Origin of the sequence: Gottfriedia endophytica (assembly GCF_017814275.1) — a bacterium.
GTDB classification, from domain to species: Bacteria; Bacillota; Bacilli; order Bacillales; family Bacillaceae_G; genus Gottfriedia; species Gottfriedia endophytica.
Window position 1 is genome coordinate 303,927 of record NZ_JAGIYQ010000004.1, and the last position, 21,888, is coordinate 325,814.

Below are 21,888 nucleotides of genomic sequence, written 5' to 3' on the forward strand. Positions count from 1 at the left end.
TTTAGGTAATGCTAAGGATTAAACGAGTTCGTTAAGGAGAATTAAAGAATGGAGCAAAGCTTTTTAAAAGGGAGATCCACTTCTCCGACATCTACTGGTAAACAGGATAGAACAAGTTCTGCAAGGCAGCTATTCTCTTTATCTTTGGAAAAAAACATTCAGCAGTTAAAAGATAAGTTTGGTGAAACTTTGGATTTTGTTGCTCACCTTTTCACTTTAACAAAGGAGAAAGTACCAGCAGCGCTTGTTTTTATTGATAGCCTTGTGGATTCGGAAAAAATAAATAATCAAATTACGAGATTTATCCTTCAGATTGAAGATGATCCTAATCTATCTGAAAGTGAAAATCTAGTTGATTTTCTTTTTGTTAATTTATTGCAGTTTATAAATGTCTACAAAATAAATAACATGGATAACGTAGTTCAAGCTTTATTGCATGGTGAAACGATTCTTTTTGTTGAGGGGCATAGCCTTGTCTTAGGAATTGGTACAGAACGGATTGAGACAAGGTCTATTTTTGAACCGAGTATTGAAAATGAGATAAAGGGACCGAAAGAATCATTTATTGAAGAAATGCGGACGAACATGGCAATGGTTCGTAGAAAGATTAAAAATGAGAACCTTCGTTATACTCAGTTGCAAGTAGGGGACATCACTCAGACTGGTGTATGTTTGGGTTATATTCACGGAATAGCTGATGAAGCTCTTGTATCAGAAGTCGAGAAACGTTTGAAAAAAATTAAAATTGATGGGGTATTAGAGAGTTCGTACATAGAAGAATGGATTCAAGACCATCCCCGTTCACCATTTCCTCTAGTGGATTACTCAGAAAGACCAGACAAGACGGCAGCCATGTTGTTGGAAGGTAGAGTCGTAATCTTTGTTGATGGCACCCCGCTAGTACTAATTGTCCCAGCTGTATTCATGCAATTCTTTATTACGAGCGGTGATTATTACTTAAACTATTATTTTGCTACTTTTCTTCGTTGGCTCCGGTTTATTGCCTTTGGTTTTGCATTGACTATACCGTCATTTTACATTGCACTGACAACCATGCATCAAGAGATGATTCCAACACAATTAGCCTTGCGAATAGCGGGTTCGCGTTCTGGAATTCCTTTTCCGGCTATTGTTGAAGCGCTTCTGATGGAAGTGACGTTTGAGATTTTGAGGGAAGCTGGAATCCGTTTGCCTAAGGGCGCGGGCCAAGCTGTTAGTATAGTGGGGGCTTTAATTATCGGCCAAGCAGCGGTTGAAGCGGGGATTGTTTCTCCTATCTTAGTTATTGTCGTTTCGTTAACAGGGATCTCATCGTTTACAATTGCAAAGTATGAGCTTGGTTTATCCGTCCGGCTTTTACGTTTTCCGTTAATGATCATGGCATCTATTTTAGGGATACCTGGAATAACAGTGGCATTGCTTGCACTTTTAGTCTATATGGTTTCGTTAAAGTCATTTGGAGTGCCATATATGTCACCACTTGCACCTTTAACAAAGTCCGACCTAAGGGATACGGTAATTCGTGCACCATGGACAAAACTTGGAAAAACGAAACATGTATTTGATAAACAAAGTGAATTTGATATAGAAGGTGAATGGGATGAAGCCGAGCCAAAACCAGCCAAGAATTAGCGCTATGCAGCTTAGTTTCATTTTAATTGCTAATCGGCTTTCAGTGTTGACTGTCTTTCTTCCAACTTTATGGGATGCAAAAAACTCAAGAGACACATGGATTTCTGCTCTTCTATCTGGCATTGGAGGTATGGTGATAACCTATATCGTCGTCACTCTCTCAAAAAGGCACTCGAAACTTACGTTAATTCAAATATGTACTACTTTATTTGGTAAATGGATAGGTGGATTTATCTCATTAGTGTACTTATGGTTTTTTCTTCATATTAGTCTCATTACGATTCGAGCATTTGCGGAAATTTTAAATACAGCGTTAATGCCAGAGACTCCTATTCAAATTTTTATTATTTATGTTGTTCTTGCTGTGGTTTTTTCCGTATATAGAGGACTAGAAGCAATTGCACGAACAAATTTACTGATCTTACCGGGCTCCATGATATCTCTTCTACTGATATTGATTTTATTAGCAAAAGATTTTCATTTAGAATTACTAAAACCGATTTTAGAAAATGGATGGAAGCCAATTATGATGGGGACAATTTTACCGATTGCTTTCTTTGGAGAAGGAATATTGATTTCTATGTTATATCCGTATGTAGAAGATAAACAGAAAGTAATGAAGTACAGCATGGGTGCCATCCTAATTGGAACATTTTTTTTAACAATTTTAAGTATGGCCGTCATAAGTATTTTCGGTCCAATTGAATCCGCAAATTTAACGTTAGCGGTTTATTCATTAGTTCGTATGATATCGATTGGACATTTCCTTGAGAGAATTGAAGCAATTATGGTAGCGGTATGGATCGGCCTGCTATTTATAAAAATATGCATCTTTTTATATGCAGGTGTACGTGGTACAGGCCAATTGCTTAACTTAAAACTGAATAAGTTTCTTATCATTCCTTTTAGTTGCATTGCTTTGATTCTTTCTTATACATCTTTTAAAAATCTTTCAGAAATTAAGCTTTATTTTTCACCAAAGCAATGGGGGATTTATAGCTTAACACTCGAGTTTTTGATTCCATGTATTCTATTAGTTGTCTCATTTTTTCGTAAAAGGAAGAATGCGATATGAAATGTTCACGACTCCGTAAGATTATATTGATTTGTTTACTTAGTTTTTCGTGCTTGATTTCATCGGGTTGTTGGAATCGTAAAGAGATTGAAACCCTCGCATTTGTCATTGCAGTTGGGATTGATTCGTCACCAAAAGGATTCTTAGTTAGTACTCAGGTTGCCAATACAGCAGCATTAACGAAACAAGGAGTCATGAACGCTCCGAACTTTTTTGTTTATTCTGACGCAGGCAAAACAGTCTTTGATGCAGTTCGAACGGCAACTCACTCTTCGCCTAATAAATTATTCTGGTCACATACAAAAGTATTAGTGGTTAGCGAGGAACTAGCGCGAAAAGGACTAAAGCCAGCATTAGATTTTTTTGCTCGTGATGCTGAAGAAAGAAGAAATTTTTTACTAGCGGTTACACCACAATCGGGGAAAGATATTGTAAGTGCAGATGTAAAAACAACTACTATTCCAGCTATCACATTATCAGAGCTATTAGAAGCCTATAAGTATTCTTCTCAAACAGCATATATTAATTTAAATGATTATATACGGGAGCAACACTCTACAATTTCTTCATTAGTTCCCGAAGTACGGATTGTGAAAAATCAAGGAGCAAATGTAGGCTACAAAGTATATAGAGCAGCTGTTATTAAGAAAAATAAATTTATTTCTTATCTTACACGCAAGGAAACGAGAGGAGCCCTTTGGATACTGGGAAAAGTAAAAAGTGGGATCGTGGATACTAAGTGTTTAGGTAAAAGTAAAAACTCGAAAGAACGAATAGCTTTTGAAATCTATAAATCAGATGCAAAAGTAAAGGTTAAAAAGAAATCCGGGCAGTATATGATTAATGTAGACATTAAAGAGCAAGGAAACATCGCGGAAGCATCCTGCACAAAAAATGAAATTGATCCTAAGAAAATTAAGAAAATGGAAAAAATGAAAGCAGAAGCGATTAAGAAAGAAATAAAAGCCTCACTAAAAAAAGCACAGGAACTAAATACAGATTATTTTGGTTTTGGTGAGATTATTCATCGTTCATATCCGAAAGATTGGAAAAAAATAGAGAAAAAATGGGATAAAATCTTCCCAACCTTAAAAGTAAAGATTAAAGTCGAAACCAAAATTACAAGTGATGCGTTAATCGAACGGAAACCACAAAAGTAGGTGTCATCTATGGTTATTTTCCTATCCGTTTTATTACTTACAATAATTAGTTTAAAGGATCTTCCTACACTGATAAATAAATCATGGAAGAAAGAAATAATTCTGTTCTCCTTCCTTGCAATCCTTAACCTAACAATGGCTCTTTTGGTCTTATTAGATATTCAACTTCCTAAGCCACAGGATTTTATTAATTGGATTGGGAAGAGTGCTAGTCATTTGTTTAAGTGGGAATAGCGCCGGGAATAGTGCCTGTCACTTTTCGAAGTGTGAGTAAAGTGTGGAAAAGTCTCGGGAAAAATCTTCGGTTTTAAAGTTGGATAAAATTGGAAGTTTATTAATTTTTTTTAATCTTTTTCTTTTGTCCCTTATCGGCTATTATAGACATTTGGGGGGAATAAGATGAAAAAGTTAGTAAGTTTTTTAGCAATCTTTTTTTTAATTGGTAGTTCGACTACCTATGCAGCAACTGTTACTGAAAATGGTAAGAACAAAGATCCACAAACTGCACAGAATTTCGTAATTGGTGATGACATCGTAGGCAGTGTGGCTAATTATGACGATGTGGATGTTTATAAATTTAACGTAACAAAGCCGAATACATTTTGGGCAGAATCTGATTTTAAAGAAGGAACTAAATATTCAACAAATTATGGACTAGCGGTATTCGACAAAACTGGCAACTTATTAGCAGTCAGTGATACATATATTGACGAAGAAAATATTCCTTTTGAAAGTGTTGAAAAATATTTGCCAGTTGGTACCTATTATTTAGTCGTTGAAAAAATTGACGAAGATAAATCTACTATCGAAGGTAAGTATGATATTACAACTGGAATAGCTGATTTAACGCCTCCTCCTGCTCCTATAGTAGACGGGAAAATGGTTACGAATAAAGCGAAATCTTTTACTGGTAAAGCAGAAGCAAATTCAGCAATTACTGTCAAAGTAGGAACAAAAGTAATCGCAACAGCTAAAACAAATGCAAGTGGTGTGTTTACAGTTACAATGCCACTTCAAAAAGAAGGAACAGTTTTATCAATCACTGCAACAGATGCAGCAAAAAATACAAGCAAGATAACGAAAATAACTGTTCGTGATGTGATTGCACCAGGATCTCCTGTAGTAAATCCTATTAAATATACAAGTACATCAGTGACAGGAAAAGCTGAAGCAAAATCAACTGTTACCGTTAAAGTAGGCAGTAAAATTCTTGGCTCAGGAAAAGCTGATGCAAAAGGTATGTTCAAGATCACGATTAAAAAGCAGAAAAAGGGAACTACACTGTCTATTACTGCAACAGATGCTGCTAAAAATAGTAGTAAAACAAGTATTGTAAAAGTTAAATAATTGCTAGAAATTGAGAATCTCATTCGTGGGATTCTCTTTTTTTGTGATGCCCAGTTCTACATAGTAGCATCTACTTATTTATTTTCCTTTCTATATATATAACCGACTGTTAAAAGGACGATATAAAATTATGTAGAAAAAGTTTGTTTGAAAATTTTCTTGGCTTTTTTTGAATCGTTCATACGTCTATACATATAAGGAGGAGATTTTTTATGAATTCATTAATTTGCCCGCGCTGCGGGGCTGTGTTATTGGAAGATGCTTGGGAGAGTTTGCAGGAAAAGGAAGATGGTGGGTTCTTAGTTGATGCGTATCCTGCCTATGTATGCCGTGCAAAGTGTGGTTATATGAAGATGATTGAGCCTATTCCGGAAGTGATTGCTCAACGAGGAGATGATTGTCTTTTATTATTATACCCTGATAATCAGGGACGGATATTGGATTTAAGAGATTCGTTAATTTTTCCGCCTATGCACATTGATGCGTTGCTCGCAAAAGGATACTGGGATGATTATATTGGGAATTATGATGTTGAGGTATTGCTTGAAAGTGTTCGTGATAGTCGGGGTGCTTTTCTTGAAACTCCTAATTTATTTCAGTTTGCAACAAGTGAATTGTCACAAGACGCTTTTTTATGCTGGTTGATTTCCTGGAGTCAACAAGCTTATAGATCAGTGGACGGTCCCTTACATGAAGCGGCAGTTGATTTTATTTCGATGATTTTTAATATACACGAAATTCCTGTTCCTATTGTAGAAACGCTCAAAGTTATGCGCCAATTTAAATCGCTTGATGTTCTAGTTATCGTGAATAATAAATATGCCATTTTAATAGAAGATAAAACGTATACTAAGGATCATTCAAATCAACTTATTCGTTATCGTAAAGCGGTAAGGGAAGCATATCCATCTCTAATCCAATTGCCAATCTACTTTAAAATTGCTGATCAAAGTCATTATCGTTCAGTAGATGAAGCCGGATATATTCTGTTTAATCGTAAAATGATGTTAGATGTTTTGAAGAAAGGAAAAGATAATGGCGTGAAAAATCCTATTTTTCTTGACTATTATCAACATTTACAGAAACTTGAGGATAGGGTTTCAGCTTTTAGGACTAAGCCTGTAAAAGAGTGGGACGAATTTGCTTGGCAGGGATTTTATAAAGAGCTACAAACAGAAATAAAAGGGGATTGGGGATACGTATCGAATCCTTCTGGAGGTTTTTGGGCTTTTTGGTGGGGATCTACCTATAGTAATCGATACTATCTGCAACTGGAACAGCTGAGACTTTGTGTGAAAATAACAGCTAAAGAAGATGAAAATAAACAAGAACTTCGAACGATGGCAATGAAAGAAGTTTTATTGGAAGCAGAAAAACGAAATCTATCATTACAAAAACCCGCTATAATGCGTAATGGCAAAACAATGACCATCGCCCAAAGACAAGATTATATTCAAACAAACGATGACGGCACGGTAGATATGCAGCGAACCATTTTAGAATTGAAGAAATACTAATAAGCACAAAAGGGAATCCATTCAGTTGGACTCCTTTTTTTACCTATTCACAGTTTATCCCCAATGTTAAAGTGACAGGCACCGCACGCGATCTATCCACAGCTTATCCCCAATGTTAAAGTGACATGTTGAAAGTGACAGGCACTAAACAAGAAAATCTGAATTTTATCACAAATCCAAAAAAATAGGTAATAAATATCGTTAATTGTAAAGTTTGTAAAAATGATACGACTTAAGTAACGAATATTCATAAAAGATTAAGAAATGTATATTTTTGTCGATATTTTTAAAGGGATGGAAAAAAATTCCACTTATTCCCACGAGTTATTTTATTCATCATAGAACTTCATAATAAGAGTTATTAGGAAAATAGTACTAATTTACTGAAGGAAGGGAACCCCTTTTACTTCTACCTTGAAAAAAGATAAGTCTACCTTAAGATCAGGTAGGTTTTTTTAATGCTACACGTAACAGTTGATATATATAAATTAGAAAAGGAGATTTTTGATGATAATCATTAATGACCAAATTATTTCACCGCTATTACTTACAACATTAGAAGAACTTAATACTCCGATTTTAATGGATGGAAATTCTGAAAAATTGCCAAACGAATTGTCTATTATGGAAGTAGAAGATTTTTTTGCTTCTCTAAAACCAAATCAAAAACTACTTACGAATTCTGAGAGTTGTATAAAACTCATTGAATCTCACATCCCAGAAAGTAACCAAAATCGTTGGTCAAAGTTACTTAAAGACAAAGGGCAACTTCGTGAAATTCTTTCTACAATCTATCCAAGTTATTTCTATAAAGTAGTATCAATTTCTGAATTATTCGAGCTTCCAGTTGAATCAATTCCATTTCCTGTTGTTGTGAAACCAACTTTTGGCTATTCGAGTGTTGGGGTTTATAAGGTAAAGAGTGCTGAGGAATGGGAAGAGGCATTACAAAAATTGAATGTTGAGCTTGTTCTTTCAAAAGACCAACTAAATCAAAGTGTCATTAATAGCGATAATATTCTGATTGAAGAATGGATACAAGGGGAAGAGTATGCAATTGATGGCTATTATGACGAAAACGGAAATCCTGTTATTTTAAACATGTTTAAACGATTATTTAAAGATGAGTACGATATTTCCGACAGAATTTATTACACGTCTAAACAAGTGGTTCGAGAAATCTACGAAAGTACGCTTTCATTTATGATGAAACTTAAAGAATTAGTACCATTTAAAAATTATCCTATTCATTTTGAAATTAAAAAGGATAAAGACAAAGTTATGCCAATAGAAATTAATCCAGTCCGTTTTGCTGGAGCAGGTACAACTGATCTTGGATTCCATGCGTATGGTAATAACGTATATAAACAATATTTTAACGGAATTAATCCAGATTGGGATTCAATTATTGAAGAGATGGATGATGCAGTATACAGTTTTTGTTGCGCAGAAGTTCCATTAACAATCTCAAGTTCTTTAGTAGAAAAAATCGAACACGATCGTTTTAAAGAACAATTCGAACACATCCTAGAATATAGAGAAATTCAAGCAGCTAATGATCGAACGTTTGCGATTTTATTTTTTAAGAGTCATAGTCTTGAAGAAAACCACAGAATACTTCAACTAGATTTATCAGAATATGTACAACTAACCAAAGAAAAAGTTCATATATAGGAGGAAGTTAAGTGAAACTTAAACTGGTAAGTCCTAAAAAATCAATTAAATCACAATTAATTATCAGTTTTCTAATCCCATTTTTAGTTTTCGCAATCGTTATTTGCCTTTTCTTTATGAAAATGATGAGTAATACAATAAATAATAATATTATTCCACAATTTGATAGTAGATTAGAAGATAATAGTAAAGCTTTAGTAAAGAATTTGGATTCTGGACTAATTAATCATGTGATGGAAAGTCCACAAGAATATGGAAGAAACTTAGAAGTGTTTTTAGATTCCTTTAATAAGGGTCGAAAGGGAATCCAATTTACATATGTATTATCCCGAAAAGATGGAAAAGATGTTATTGTTGCATTAAATGGAAGTAGTAGTTTTATGGGTGAACAACAATTTACAAGTGCTCAGAAAAAAGCATTTGATCAAAAAGAAGTTGTGTTTAGCTCAATTTATAAAGATAAATGGGGAGTACATAAATCAATCTTCGTTCCAGTGGAGGGCACGGATGCAATTATTGGTATGGATATGGACGCAGCCTTTATTGATAAATTGCAAACACAAATGATTCTATATCCAAGTCTATTTTTACTTTTAGCCGTTATTATTGGTTTGGCTTTAGCGATTTTTATCGGAAATAGAATTTCGAAACCACTTCAAAAAGTAGTGGGCTTTACAAAGACTATTGCTGGTGGGAATTTAAGTGAAAGTACTCGTAGCGACAGGCAAGATGAAATTGGTGAATTAGCAAATAGTTTTGAAGAAATGAGACTAAATTTAAGTTCAATCATCGATAATGTAAGAGGGAATTCTCAAACAATTACTGAATCAAGTAACATATTATTTACATCATTTGAAGAATTAGCTGGAGCTTCGGAGCAAATTGTAGATAGTACAAATGAGGAAGTAACAGGTTCTGAAGAAAGAGCAAAACATATTGAGAAAATATCAAATATGATTTCAGACATGACTGCTGCGATTGAAAATATGGACACACAAACGAAGCAAATAAAAGATGTTACTTACAACACTAGTAACTTATCACAAGAAGGTTCTGAACAAGTACAGATGGTTTCAGAACAAATTAACAAAATAAAAAATAATGGACTAGTTACGAAAGAGAATTTATCTGATTTAAATAATAAATTGGAGCATATTAATAAAATTATCGTTTTAATTAGCGAGATTTCTTCTCAAACGAATTTATTATCATTAAATGCTTCGATTGAAGCGGCTCGTGCTGGTGAAGCGGGAAAAGGATTTTCAGTTGTAGCACAGGAAATCCAAAAATTAGCAAACCAAACAGCAACTTCAACACAAGATATTTCGAATATTGTTAATGAAATCAACAAACAAACAGATAAAGTTCTACAATTAAATCAACAAGACTTTGAGGATATTGTTGAAGGAGTAAAGATTGTTGAACAAAACGGAAAATTATTTAATCAAATTTTCCACTCTGTTGAAGAACTAAAAACTAGATCAGAAAGTATTTTTGAAAGCTCTGAAAACATTTCGAAAGCATCTGATTCGACTCTTTCTTCAATACAAGAAATTGTTGCCATTTCAGAAGAAGGCTTAGCAAATACAGAAGAAATAGCTGCATCTGCAACGCAACAAAATTACACTGTTGAAACATTAAAACATCAAAATGAATTACTGACAAATGTTGCGAACACACTACAAGAAACAGTTGGTAAGTTCCATACAGGTAATGAATTGAAAGAAGATACTGAGGAAAGCATTTCAGAGGATCTTAATGAGGGATAAAACTTATTATAGCTACTGTATATACTGATTTGTTTTTGGAACAAAAAATAACCAACTATCTAAAGTATCATTTTAGATAGTTGGTTATAATTTTTATACCGCATTAACGGGTAGTAAGACCCCCACTGATGGAAGTTTAACTTTAATTAATTATACATGTAGTGGATTGCTTAGATTTTCTTGATACCATAATTGATCGCCAATACGGTAAATATGAGCATCTTTCGCGTCTTTAAAAATGTAACGGGTATCGTAAATTGGAACATTCATTTCACGAACTGCATTATAATCTACTTGATCATGAGGAGTAAGCATGATAAAAAGATCATGTTTTTTCATTTCTTCTGTATTCCATTCAATCCCTGTAACTAATTCGCCTTTTCCGTTGCGGAAGGTTTGAATGAATGGATCATAAAAACTTACTTCAGCACCTTGTGCTGTTAAAATTTCATATATCCATAAAGATGGGGATTCACGGACGTCATCAATATTTGGTTTATAAGCCATACCGAATAACACAACTTTGCTTCCACGTAATGCTTTTCCATAATTATTTAAAATCTCTTGTACAGCTTGTGAAACATGGAATGGCATATTATTATTTGTTTCTTGAGCTAATTCAATAAAACGACTGTGGAATCGAAACTCTTTTGCTTTCCATGCCAAGTACATTGGATCAAGAGGGATACAGTGACCACCAATTCCAGGTCCTGGATAAAACGGCATAAAGCCAAATGGTTTTGTTTTAGCTGCGTCGATTACTTCCCAAATTGATATACCCATAATTTCGCACATTTTCGCCATTTCATTAATGAATGCGATATTAACTGATCGGAATGTATTTTCAAGTAATTTCGTCATTTCAGCGATTTTTGGTGAACTAACTGGGACCATCGTATCAATGACATTTTCATATAATGCCATACCAATTTCAGTACAAGTTTCTGTTATACCACCTATTACTTTAGGTGTATTTTTTGTATTGAACTTTTGGTTGTTTGGATCAACACGTTCAGGTGAGAAACATACAAATAGATTTTCACCTATTTTAAAGCCATTCTCTTTTAAAGGCTCTGCAATTAATTCTTCTGTAGTTCCCGGATAAGTTGTACTTTCCAATACAATTAATGTATTAGGTTTTACGAAGGACTTTAACCAAGTTGTCACTCCTTCAATATATGATACATCAGGGTTCTGTTGTTCATTTAATGGTGTAGGAACACAAATACAGACAACATCAGCTTCATGGATGATAGCTGGATTACTGTCAGCTTTGTATTTATTTGTTTCTAATGCTTTTTTTAATTCGATATCAGAAACATCCCCGATATAAGAAACGCCACTATTTAACATGTTAACTTTTTTTTCATCAACATCTAAACCAATTACATTATATCCACCTTTGTTCATTTCCATTGCTAATGGTAAGCCAACGTATCCTTGGCCGATAACAATTACTGTTGCTTCTTTATTTTTTAACTTTTCTTTTAATACATCTATTTGGTTAATTGTCATGTTGGATTCTCCTCTTATGCTGATTTAGATTCTTCTTGGTCAAAACTTTGTCTAACCATTGTCCCCCAAGTGTTGTTATTTCGTAGATAGTCAATGAATCCTATAAACTTCCAATATGAGTTCAAATAATAGTATCCTAAAAACATAATTGGTACAGTTGCTAGTAATTTTACTAATTCTTTTGTATCTGTATAAAAGCGAAACTCTTTCATGTCTAATAGAATACTTCCGTAAGAAAGGATAAGTCCTAATAAGAAGTTTAGTAACATAAAGAATAGAACGATTTTGAGATTAGTCATGTTGTAATATGAGTAACCTAGTAGTGCTAACGCACCAGATAGTTTTAATAATGGATTTAATGTTTCATACAAAATGGTATATGGTAATGTAATAAGTCCAACGGCTTTATATTTTGGTCTTAACGTCATTGATAAGCCAATCTCAACCATGTTTTTCACATTTCCACGTCCCCAACGCTTCCGTTGCGAACTTAAAATACGATAACTTTCAGGAGCCTGTGTAAAGCAAATAGCATTTGGACAATAATCGATACGGTACTTTATATTTTCATCTCTATGATGTTTATGTAATTTTAAAATGATATTCATATCTTCGCCTGGAAAACCACCGCGATAACCTTTGATTTCTTTCACAATACGTTTATCAAATAACCCAAATGCGCCAGATACAATAATTAGACCATTCCACTTACTCCATGCAGTTCGGCCGGATACAAACGCTTTGATATATTCTAATGCTTGAAACCTAGCCCAGATATTTTTTGGGGTACGAATCGTTTTAATTTCGCCGTTGTCAATTGTACTACTATTAACAACTCGAACTTGTCCACCAACAGCAACAACTTCTTTAGGTTTTCTAAGATAGTGTTTAACTAACTTTAGTAGAGCTTTTTCTTCAAGTAATGAATCAGCATCAATACTCGCAATCAGAGGATATTTCGAATAACTAATTCCGACGTTTAATGAATCAGCTTTACCGCCATTTTCTTTATCGATCACAATCAATCTTTTATCTATTGTTGAACGATATGCTTGTTTTACTCTTTCAGTCTTAATAAAAACATCTCGCGTTAATTTTACTTTTTCTAATTGAAAAGATTCCTTTAAAAGATCGACAGTACGATCATCTGAACCATCATTTATAACGATTACCTCTAATTTTGGATAATCTAACTTTAATAGATTTTTAACATTTTCTTCTATTGTTAATTCCTCACAATAACTAGGAACTAGTAATGATACACCAGGTAAGTCTTTTTCCTTTTTCATACTGTTCAACATGTTATCATGTGTTAACAAATTTTGTTTTCGGATTATTTGTGCACTTCTAAGCGTCAACGCTACATACAATACATTTACTACTGTTACAATTACTGACGCAATTATTCCATAGTAGAATAAGACTTCTCTCATTTTTGCACCACCTTCATGATTACTTTTTCTTTGTCATCTTTAGATAATAAAGATAGTGCTGTTGACCAAAGTTCATATTCTTCTTGATTTTCATTTAATTTTTTTTCTTGATGTTGCAGATTTTCTTTTAGATTAGTAATGTTGAAACGCACAACATCAATCCAAGCTTGGAAAGAATTCTTCTTTGATAATTCTTTTTCAAGTTGTTTATGTAATCCGCAATCTTGTACCCATTGGTCAACCAAATCACTTTTAATTTGGTGGTGTTCTTCTAAGAAAAGATCAAACATCTTACCCCAGGTTTCTCGTTCATAATGATTTTTTATTCTCAAAGAAGGGAAATCACTCAACTGGGTGATTTCTTTTCTAGTTTCCCATTCTTTGGTAATTGCGATTATTCTTTTTGTAATGAATTGCTGATATACGATGTTGCATATAATCAACATAAGTACAATCATTAAAATCGCAAAGAATAGCAATGACTTCTCCATGTTAATCCCTCATTTCTCACTGATGTTTAATAGCATTTGTTGTTTTATCTAATTAAATAGGGATCTATTTCATTTCCATTCTATTAATACTCAATTAATGAATAGAAACAATATTGTTAAGAGCTTTTTTATAAACATGATATCCATTTTTAAATTGATCAGAATTATTTTCTGGTAATGAGTTCCAATTCTCCCAAGTGTAATCAATCGTTTTATCTTCACTTTTTCCATCTAATGTAACAAATAAATGAAGATCTTTAATATTTTCATGTTTAAAAGCTTTATTGTTTAAATTATATGAAAGAACTTCCTTTGTACTAGGGTCTGAGAATCCTAATAACATCCAAGGAATTCTAATCTTTATGGTGTCATTATTTGCATTCCACATAGCATGGTTATCAATACTACTATCGCCTTTTTCTAGTTCACTAGTTTTCGTATATGAAAAAGGTGTATAAACTTTTGATTCTGGTGGTTGCATTTCGAGCTGAGTAGCTAGGTACTGGTCGACAAATTCGTTTCCTTTTTTAGGTGAATAGATATTCAGTACATCTCCATACCATTTGTTAAAAGGACTATATTGATTATTGACTTTAATATTTAAATCCTTATTTAGCTCTAATAAATAGTCAATACCATAAGGAACAGTATTACTTCCTAGTTCTTTTACAGATTTTGTCCCACCTTGAGCTGTATCAATGCCAATATATAGTTGATCCTTGTTTATATCAAAATTATTTTTTGTCTTTAGTATTAAATAAAGGTAAGCCTCATCACTAGCCATATACATACTATCAATGGAGTTTCCATTTTTTAATACAGGCTTTATGTAAGAATCATCTAGATTAATTTTTTTATCATTGATGACAATTTTATTTTCTAAAGTAGTATTTCTTTTTAAAAGTCCAAAGTTTGAATCACTATTTAGGACATTCTTCCAATAAGCAGTTCTTTCATGGTTTACAAAAGGAAACGTGTTCCATGTAGTGCGATACCACTCATCTAATGATCCAGTAACAATTGCACCATTAAAATGAGAGTTGAAAATATCAGTAAGCATTTGTTTATTTTGTTCCCATTGTTCTTGCTCTGTTTGGCCACCATGATTCATATTTAAGCTACCATTATGGCTATTAGCTAATGAAGAAGGTACACCAAATTCAGACACGATTAATGGAGCATCGGAATGGAATTTTCTTAAACTATCAAGGTATTCTTTATATGTATCTACTGTGTTGTTTTTATCATCATTTAAAAAGTCTGGATAGAACGGATACACTTTATATGAATAAAAGTAACCAGCTTTCCAATTAACTGTTTTGATATTTTCAGGATTAATAGATTCTTGATCCTCATAAAATACTTTTTCGTTTGGATGTTTGATTGGATCTGTAGTTGTCCAATTACTAAATGTCATTGGATGTTGCATGCCTTGTTTTAAGTCTTTTTCAGCCAATTCATTCATTACGGAAGCAATCCACTTTTCTAGAGGTGTTGCATTGTTGGAATAGGTTATAGTCTTTAAATCTGGTGTTATAGTTTTCGATTGATTTGTATGTTCTACTAATTTTGGTGACCAGTTCATTCCTAAGTCCCATGCAATCATATAATGACTTGTGTCATGTTTATAAACAACTTCGTCACTTTTGAAATATTTACTAATACCTTTTTCTCCGTATACTGCAAGAATTGCTTTATCTAAACTTTTTCTTAATTTGGAATTAGTGTTCTTATCCCATAAAAACATATCTTTTTGTTGTTCTTCACTAAAGTCCCAAATACCTTGGATAAAATAAAGTTGATGATTTGGATTTTCTTCATTAAATTCACTTAAAGCCGAGTAAAAGCTTGGAGGAAGAATAGTAGACAATCTGATGGTATTAAAACCAGCTTTACTGATCTTATTTAGCCACTGTAAATATTGTTTTTTACTTGAGTTTGAATCTGTAGGATATTCTCCTGGAGCAGCTGAATGCAGATTTATTCCCTTAATAAAAAAAGGATTCCATTTACTATTTTTGTAAATTTCTAGGTTTTTTTGGTCTGTTTTAAATGCAATAGTTGTGTTTTTTTTATTATCGTTCAAGTGATTCATCTTACTTAAAAAATAAAAGCTAATACACAATATTAAAACAATAAAAACAGGAATATAGACTCTTCTTTTCACTTGCCAATCCCCTAACAATCTAAAATATTATAAATTTCTAACGATATTAAATGTTATATTAAAAAACAATAAAATTCAATTAAAATTATCATTATTTTTTAATGTACAAAGTGTTTTTTTAGTGAAATTGACTTTATATACCATATGAAAAATGGGAATTATTTACAATTTTAATGATGATTGAAGATAGAAAGAGTGAGGTTTAATTTATAGTTTTATATTTTTTTAGTATAATTATTAGTAAATAACGAAAAAAAACTATATTAAAAATATTTGAAATGATTTTTGTTTACCTTCTTATATAAATTTTTTAATTGAATCAAAAGAACTAGATTTAAATGTCATTATGATATTAAAGCAGAACTTATTATTCCGATATATAAAATAGAACTTCTATAGAATACAAATAAAAGGGGCTGTTTTAAAATGAAAGTTCCGAGAAAATTAACCTTGTTAATATGGGTATTTAGTCTTGTGTTTACTATGATTTACCCGGCTTTTTACATGGATAGTGTAAAAGCTAAAGAAAGTGATTTTAACTTTAAAGGTACTTGGTTATGGAATACGCAATTGATAAAAAAATCACCAAAAGAAGTAGTGCAAAATATTAAAAATCAAAGAATGAATGAAGTTTATCTTCAATTGAATGAAGACATTAATAAAAAATATTATCAAAATTTTATAGACCTTTGCTCACAGTCCTCCATCAAAGTATACATCCTCATAGGGTCTCCAAATTGGATTTCCAGCAAGAACTCTGCACAATTGAATCATATTTTTTCATGGATTAGCGACTATCAAAAATATGCAAAAAAAACTCAAAAGTTTTCAGGAATAAAAGTTGATTTAGAACCTCAAGCATCTTTAATGTGGAATACAGATAGGAAGAATGCGATATTCATTTATCAAACGATTATTTCACAATTTTATGCTTATACAAAACAACAAAAGATTAACTTACTTCTAGACATAGCCTTCTGGTACAACGAAGTTACTTATAATAATAAATATGGTGAAGGAAATTTATATGAATGGGTATTGAAGAATGATGATGTTACTTATTTAATGACATATCGAAATAAAGCGTTAGGAAGTAACAGCATACAGTCGATATCAGAAAAACCTTTAAAAATTGCCAGTCAGTTAAATAAAAAAGTAGTTCTTTGTATTGATTTATCTGTTTCAAAGGAAGGCGATAATATCTCATTTAATGGGTATAGTTTGAATGCGATAAAAAGTGAAATAGCCTTATTGCTACCTTTTGTTCAAACTCAAAGTAGTTTTGCTGGGATTAGTATACATAGTTACGAATACATGTTTAATAACGTGCCTGTCACAAAATAAAAAACAGTTGGTAAGTTCCATATAGGTATGAATTGAAAGAAGATAATGAAGAAAGTGCTTCAGAGGTTTGAGTAATTTTAGGGATTAAATCAAGTAAGTAACTAAGCATTCCATGGCTGATAAATAGTCACTATTAATCAGCCATGGAATGCTTTTTTTTTATTATTGTATTGGTAAAAAAGATAGAAATAATCTAAAAAAGTTGGAAACTTTAGAAAAAACATAAAATCTCATGGAGAAAATTTATGGAAAATAGACCTTGGTATTTAAAAGATAACTTTTTATATACAATCTGTTTAATATTACCATTAATAGGGTATTTAATTGTTTTATTAAACAAAAATAAATTCACTCATGAAAATTGGTTACCGTTTCTCTTAGTAGCGACAATTATGACCGCTTTTTGGGTACTAAAATTCCTTCCGACTAACATGTTTTTTATAGGAATAGTTATAACCATAATTATAGTATATGTAGTTATCAATAATTAAGTTGATACCTCCACTATTTTTGTGTTTATTTATATTTTAAATAGCCACAATCTGTTAGAAAAGAGCCAACTAAAAAAAGCCATTTACTTCATATTAATAGAAGTAAACTGGCTCTTTCTCTAAATCCTTATCCCGTATTCCTTATTCCTTATTTCCTCATCCCTAGATCCTAATCCCTGCCCTTTAAACCTTGAACCTTAAAACTAGCCCTTGAACATGCTCTGCAAGCTTAGCTAATGAAGTAGCTGCATTTGATATTTCTTCTAATGAAGCAAGCTGTTCTTCAGTTGCTGCTGCAATTTCTTCAGTACTATTAGATGTTTCATTTGTTCCACTTGCAATCTCTTCTACAGAGTGCGATATCACATGAAATCCTGAGCTAATTTGCTCAGAAGTTGCAGCAATTTCTTGGATTTGTGATGATACTTGTTCGATTGCTCCAATAATTTCCTTGAATTGCACGGATGTAGATTGTGATAATTCGATTCCTTCTGATACATTCTCTTTTACCAAGCTAATCATATGAACAGTTTCTTTCGTTTCCGTCTGAATGTTTTGAATGATTTCTTTTATTTGTTTAGCCGATTCATTTGACTGCTCTGCTAGTTTTTTCACTTCATCTGCAACAACGGAAAAGCCTTTACCATATTCACCAGCTCTAGCAGCTTCAATGGCTGCATTAAGTGCGAGTAGGTTTGTTTGGTCAGATATTTGATTGATTAATGTCGTAATGTTATCGATTTTGATAGCATGTGAAGCAAGATTATTAATCCCTTTATCAGCAATATCTACAGAATTATGAATAGAAGCCATTTGCTGGGCAACTTGTTTTAACGATGTTGCACCTTTATCTGCCTGCATTTTCATCGAATATGAAAAATCTGCAACATTTGATGTGTTAGTCGAAATAGTCATTAACCCTGTCATTGAGTCATTTATGGATTCTAGACTAGTCTTAGTCATCATGGCATGATCAGTAGATTGGCTTGCAATTTGCTGCATTGAATAGGAAATCTGCTCTGAAGTTTCTTTAGACTGTTCTGAACTAGCCGAGAATTCTTCAGACGCTGCTGTAATTTGTTCTGAGGAATCAGCAATTTTTATCACTAATTCACGTAATGAAGACATAAATTTATTAAATGAACTAGCTAATTCGCCAAATTCATCTTTATTCTTAACTAATATCGTTTTTGTTAAATCAGCTTCACCTTCAGCGATGTCTAGCATTTGATTGTTCAAAAGTTTTAATGGGCGCATGATCGAGATTAATAAGATTACTCCTAAAACGATCCCGAATATGGATGAAATAATTGTTGTTATAAAAAGTATTAATTTCCTAGTATCTGTCGTATTAATATGATTTTTCATTAATAGGTTAACTTCACTATCCAAGGAACTAATAATTTTATTGACTGAAGGATCTAATAAGTTTTTTCTTATGTCTCTTTCATTACCAAAATGAAGGTCACTAGCTTCTTTAGGCTGTGTGCTTTTTAATGTAATGACTTCTTGACTTATGCTCCAATACTTATTAAAGTTTTGATCTAAATCATTTATTGTTTGCCTGTTTTGAGTATTTGTATTTAAATCTTTTAATGAATTGATGTTCTGTTGGATCTCACTAGCCTTGTTTTTCATCTCTATAGCAAAATCATTTTTATCAGTTAATAAATAACCTCTTTCATCATTAGAAAGTCCAGCCAACCTAAATTGTATATGTTTCATGGTTTTTTGCATTTCCATTTTTTGTTTTAATAAATCGGTTTGGTTTACTGAATCTTTTAATGAGTTAATCGAAAAAATGCCAATCCCAATAATTGTAACGATTAATGTTGAGATGATAACGATTAGCCTAGTTTTAACTCGTTTCATTAGCTCTTGTCCTCTCTAGGTAACTAAATCTAAATTTTTAATAAAAGCATTTACTCACTCTTTTTAAATCAATTTTTGTAGGATAAAAAAGTAGATTTTTCTACTGAATTTGAAAAAAGAATCATTTTTTGTTAAAACGTTTCGTATTAATTAATAAAATAAGAGTGACACTATAAAGAGTTTGCTTAAACCTATTCTTATATCGTCAATTTACTTTTACAATTAAGTCCTAATACCAAATAAGCAGAAATAAAAGAAAAATCTCACCAATATAAAAGACAATTTTAGTTTTTTTAATGTAGACTTATGGTAATCCTAATTAAAACCTTACAATTAGGGGGTATTATCAGATATAATTAAATTGTGTAGCTAGTTTTGGTGTACACATGTAAACTTGATAAGTCTATACTTCAAGAAAGAACGCATTCTTTGTAATTTAAAAAATAGAAATAAAGGAATGGTATAAGGATTTGATAAAAAATTTTTTTCAAGATGTTGCTGTTAAAAAAATTATTGCGGTGATCATTTTAATTCTTTTGCTGTTTAGTGTGAGAGGACTTATAAATCTAATATTGTTGACGTTTTTATTTACTTACCTTTTATATACTTTTCAGCAGTTTCTTTACAAGAAAGTAAATTTATTCATACCTGTAAAGAGCATTTTCATTACCCTCTTTATGTACATTTTGTTAATCTTTGGATTTGTATTTACCCTTGTTAGATATATTCCTCTTTTAATGCAACAGCTCATGGTGATTGGTAGAGAGTTTTCTTCTTTCCAAATCGATAAATACACGATGAATTTGGACCCTAAAATTGTTTCATTGATTAAAAATATAAATATTGGAAAGTATTTAAAAGAGGCAGGGGATGCGCTGATAAATATTATCCCTCATATAAGTGAAGTTAGTATTCAATTCTTTATTGCCTTTTTATTAAGCTTTTTCTTTATCATTGAAAGAAATGAAATCATTCGATTCGGAAAAAAAATAGAAGCAAGCAAATTATCATTCTATTATTCTTATTACAGTTATTTTGGAAGGAACTTTTTAAATTCGTTTGGAAAAGTCCTTCAAATGCAAATATTAATTTCTTTAATTAATGGATTTTTATCTGTGATTATGTTAGCTATTTTAGGATTCAGTGAAGTTATTGGACTTGGATTCATGATCTTTATTTTAGGATTAATACCTGTTGCAGGGGTAGCTATTTCCTTTATCCCTCTTGCAATTATTGCTTTTAAAATTGGAGGATTATCAAAAGTTTTATCTGTCGTTATTATGATCCTTGTCCTTCATGCTTTAGAAAGCTATGTATTAAATCCTAAACTGATGTCCATCAGAACAAAGCTGCCAATCTTCTTCACATTTTTAACACTAACAGTTGCTGAACACTATTTAGGAATATGGGGTCTACTAATCGGATTACCATTATTGATGTTCTTCTTAGATATGGCGGGTGTTAATATGGCTGAACCGAAGAAAGTGAAGGGGAAATAGCAGTGTAGCGGTGCCTGTCACTTTTTGAAATGTGAATATGTTGTGGAAAAGTCGGGGGATAATTCCTCGACTTTTTTTGTGGATTGGTTAGCAATGGATGATGAATAGTAATGAGGCTGAATCTAAGTTAAGATTCAGCCTCACATCACTTTTGAATAAAATGAAAAAGTATTTGATAATAATTTGTTTTATGGAAAATTGAGATATTTATACAGTAAGATTTGCTGCAAATACTATGATCAAGAGTACTAACTAATTTTATCCAAGATATGATTTAAATTTTTGAAATGTGGTTTCACAATAAAATCTTTTGCACCAATTTTAGTTGCTTCAATAATAAATGGTTGCTGTCCTAGTGAAGAACACATGACAATTTTGGCTTTTGAATCGAACCTTACCAGTTGCTTAAGTGCTTCAATACCATTAAGTAATGGCATTGTAATGTCCAATATAAGAATATCAGGTAAAAACACTTTATACTTTTCAACAGCCTGTACTCCATTTTCAGCTTCAGCAATTACAAAATAGTTTTCGTCATCTAGAAGCTGCTTTATCCAATTCCGCATGAAAGAGGAATCATCTGCAATTAATACAGTTTTCATATAGTACACCTTTCCAAAGAATTTAAGCAAAATAGGAAAGTAGTCCTTATTAAACTAATTTCATTTGTAACCCGGCTACCATGACAAGCACGTTGTTTTAGGCCCGTGGCTTTGCGTCTTTTACTTTCATAAAATTTGCCCATATGAGAATAGTAACATGTCGAATTTTGATGTTAAATAGGTTGAAAGATATGTATTCAAACGATTCAAATGATTGGTATAGGTCTAATTTATCATGTAAGTATGATTGAAATTCGTTCTGAAGGTTGAATTCAATTAATATTGAGAAAATGTCCAAAA

The 21,888-nt window shown here is 32.2% G+C and carries 15 protein-coding genes and 1 riboswitch; of the genes, 9 read left to right on the forward strand and 6 right to left on the reverse strand.

The window, feature by feature from the left end:
* The first annotated feature begins 48 nt into the window (after nt 1–48).
* The 7 genes from J5Y03_RS08105 (at nt 49) to J5Y03_RS08135 (ending at nt 10,174) form a co-directional block, all read left to right on the forward strand.
* Nucleotides 49–1,632 carry a spore germination protein gene (locus J5Y03_RS08105; protein ID WP_209404398.1) on the forward strand — a complete coding sequence of 528 codons (1,584 nt, stop codon included), beginning with the start codon at nt 49–51 and terminating at the stop codon, nt 1,630–1,632.
* Nucleotides 1,601–2,707: a GerAB/ArcD/ProY family transporter gene (locus J5Y03_RS08110; RefSeq protein ID WP_209404400.1), complete on the forward strand. Its 1,107-nt coding sequence runs from the start codon at nt 1,601–1,603 to the stop codon at nt 2,705–2,707. The genes J5Y03_RS08105 and J5Y03_RS08110 overlap by 32 nt, the downstream gene beginning before the upstream one ends.
* On the forward strand, nt 2,704–3,867 hold the full coding sequence (locus tag J5Y03_RS08115) for a Ger(x)C family spore germination protein (RefSeq protein WP_209404402.1): 1,164 nt from the start codon (nt 2,704–2,706) through the stop codon (nt 3,865–3,867). Before J5Y03_RS08110 ends, J5Y03_RS08115 begins: the two co-directional genes overlap by 4 nt.
* Nucleotides 3,868–4,266: 399 nt before the next feature.
* Nucleotides 4,267–5,214 carry an Ig-like domain-containing protein gene (locus tag J5Y03_RS08120; RefSeq protein ID WP_209404404.1) on the forward strand — a complete coding sequence of 316 codons (948 nt, stop codon included), beginning with the start codon at nt 4,267–4,269 and terminating at the stop codon, nt 5,212–5,214.
* A gap of 212 nt (nt 5,215–5,426) precedes the next feature.
* Complete coding sequence (locus tag J5Y03_RS08125; protein WP_209404406.1) at nt 5,427–6,731, forward strand: PD-(D/E)XK nuclease family protein; 1,305 nt, start codon at nt 5,427–5,429, stop codon at nt 6,729–6,731.
* Nucleotides 6,732–7,238: 507 nt separating this feature from the next.
* Nucleotides 7,239–8,405: an ATP-grasp domain-containing protein gene (locus tag J5Y03_RS08130; RefSeq protein ID WP_209404408.1), complete on the forward strand. Its 1,167-nt coding sequence runs from the start codon at nt 7,239–7,241 to the stop codon at nt 8,403–8,405.
* An 11-nt stretch (nt 8,406–8,416) separates the two neighbouring features.
* Nucleotides 8,417–10,174 carry a methyl-accepting chemotaxis protein gene (locus tag J5Y03_RS08135; RefSeq protein ID WP_209404410.1) on the forward strand — a complete coding sequence of 586 codons (1,758 nt, stop codon included), beginning with the start codon at nt 8,417–8,419 and terminating at the stop codon, nt 10,172–10,174.
* Nucleotides 10,175–10,324: 150 nt separating this feature from the next.
* Here J5Y03_RS08135 and J5Y03_RS08140 read toward each other — a convergent pair whose 3' ends face one another.
* From J5Y03_RS08140 to J5Y03_RS08155, 4 genes are all read right to left on the reverse strand, one after another.
* Nucleotides 10,325–11,689 carry a nucleotide sugar dehydrogenase gene (locus J5Y03_RS08140; RefSeq protein ID WP_209404412.1) on the reverse strand — a complete coding sequence of 455 codons (1,365 nt, stop codon included), beginning with the start codon at nt 11,687–11,689 and terminating at the stop codon, nt 10,325–10,327.
* Between the two features lie 14 nt (nt 11,690–11,703).
* Complete coding sequence (locus J5Y03_RS08145; protein ID WP_209404414.1) at nt 11,704–13,122, reverse strand: glycosyltransferase family 2 protein; 1,419 nt, start codon at nt 13,120–13,122, stop codon at nt 11,704–11,706.
* Nucleotides 13,119–13,613: a hypothetical protein gene (locus J5Y03_RS08150; RefSeq protein WP_209404416.1), complete on the reverse strand. Its 495-nt coding sequence runs from the start codon at nt 13,611–13,613 to the stop codon at nt 13,119–13,121. The genes J5Y03_RS08145 and J5Y03_RS08150 overlap by 4 nt, the downstream gene beginning before the upstream one ends.
* Nucleotides 13,614–13,707: 94 nt before the next feature.
* Nucleotides 13,708–15,780: a hypothetical protein gene (locus J5Y03_RS08155; RefSeq protein ID WP_209404418.1), complete on the reverse strand. Its 2,073-nt coding sequence runs from the start codon at nt 15,778–15,780 to the stop codon at nt 13,708–13,710.
* A gap of 426 nt (nt 15,781–16,206) precedes the next feature.
* On the opposite strand from J5Y03_RS08155, the gene J5Y03_RS08160 reads away from it, so the two are divergent.
* On the forward strand, nt 16,207–17,124 hold the full coding sequence (locus J5Y03_RS08160) for a hypothetical protein (protein WP_209404420.1): 918 nt from the start codon (nt 16,207–16,209) through the stop codon (nt 17,122–17,124).
* 674 nt (nt 17,125–17,798) lie between these two features.
* Here the strand turns inward: J5Y03_RS08160 and J5Y03_RS08165 are convergent.
* Nucleotides 17,799–19,487: a methyl-accepting chemotaxis protein gene (locus J5Y03_RS08165; RefSeq protein ID WP_209404422.1), complete on the reverse strand. Its 1,689-nt coding sequence runs from the start codon at nt 19,485–19,487 to the stop codon at nt 17,799–17,801.
* Between the two features lie 518 nt (nt 19,488–20,005).
* On the opposite strand from J5Y03_RS08165, the gene J5Y03_RS08170 reads away from it, so the two are divergent.
* Nucleotides 20,006–20,986, forward strand: a complete 981-nt coding sequence (locus tag J5Y03_RS08170; protein WP_322099565.1) for an AI-2E family transporter — start codon at nt 20,006–20,008, stop codon at nt 20,984–20,986.
* A gap of 248 nt (nt 20,987–21,234) precedes the next feature.
* Here J5Y03_RS08170 and J5Y03_RS08175 read toward each other — a convergent pair whose 3' ends face one another.
* On the reverse strand, nt 21,235–21,588 hold the full coding sequence (locus tag J5Y03_RS08175; RefSeq protein WP_209404426.1) for a response regulator: 354 nt from the start codon (nt 21,586–21,588) through the stop codon (nt 21,235–21,237).
* Between the two features lie 62 nt (nt 21,589–21,650).
* Nucleotides 21,651–21,738, reverse strand: a riboswitch (cyclic di-GMP riboswitch).
* Nucleotides 21,739–21,888: the final 150 nt, after the last annotated feature.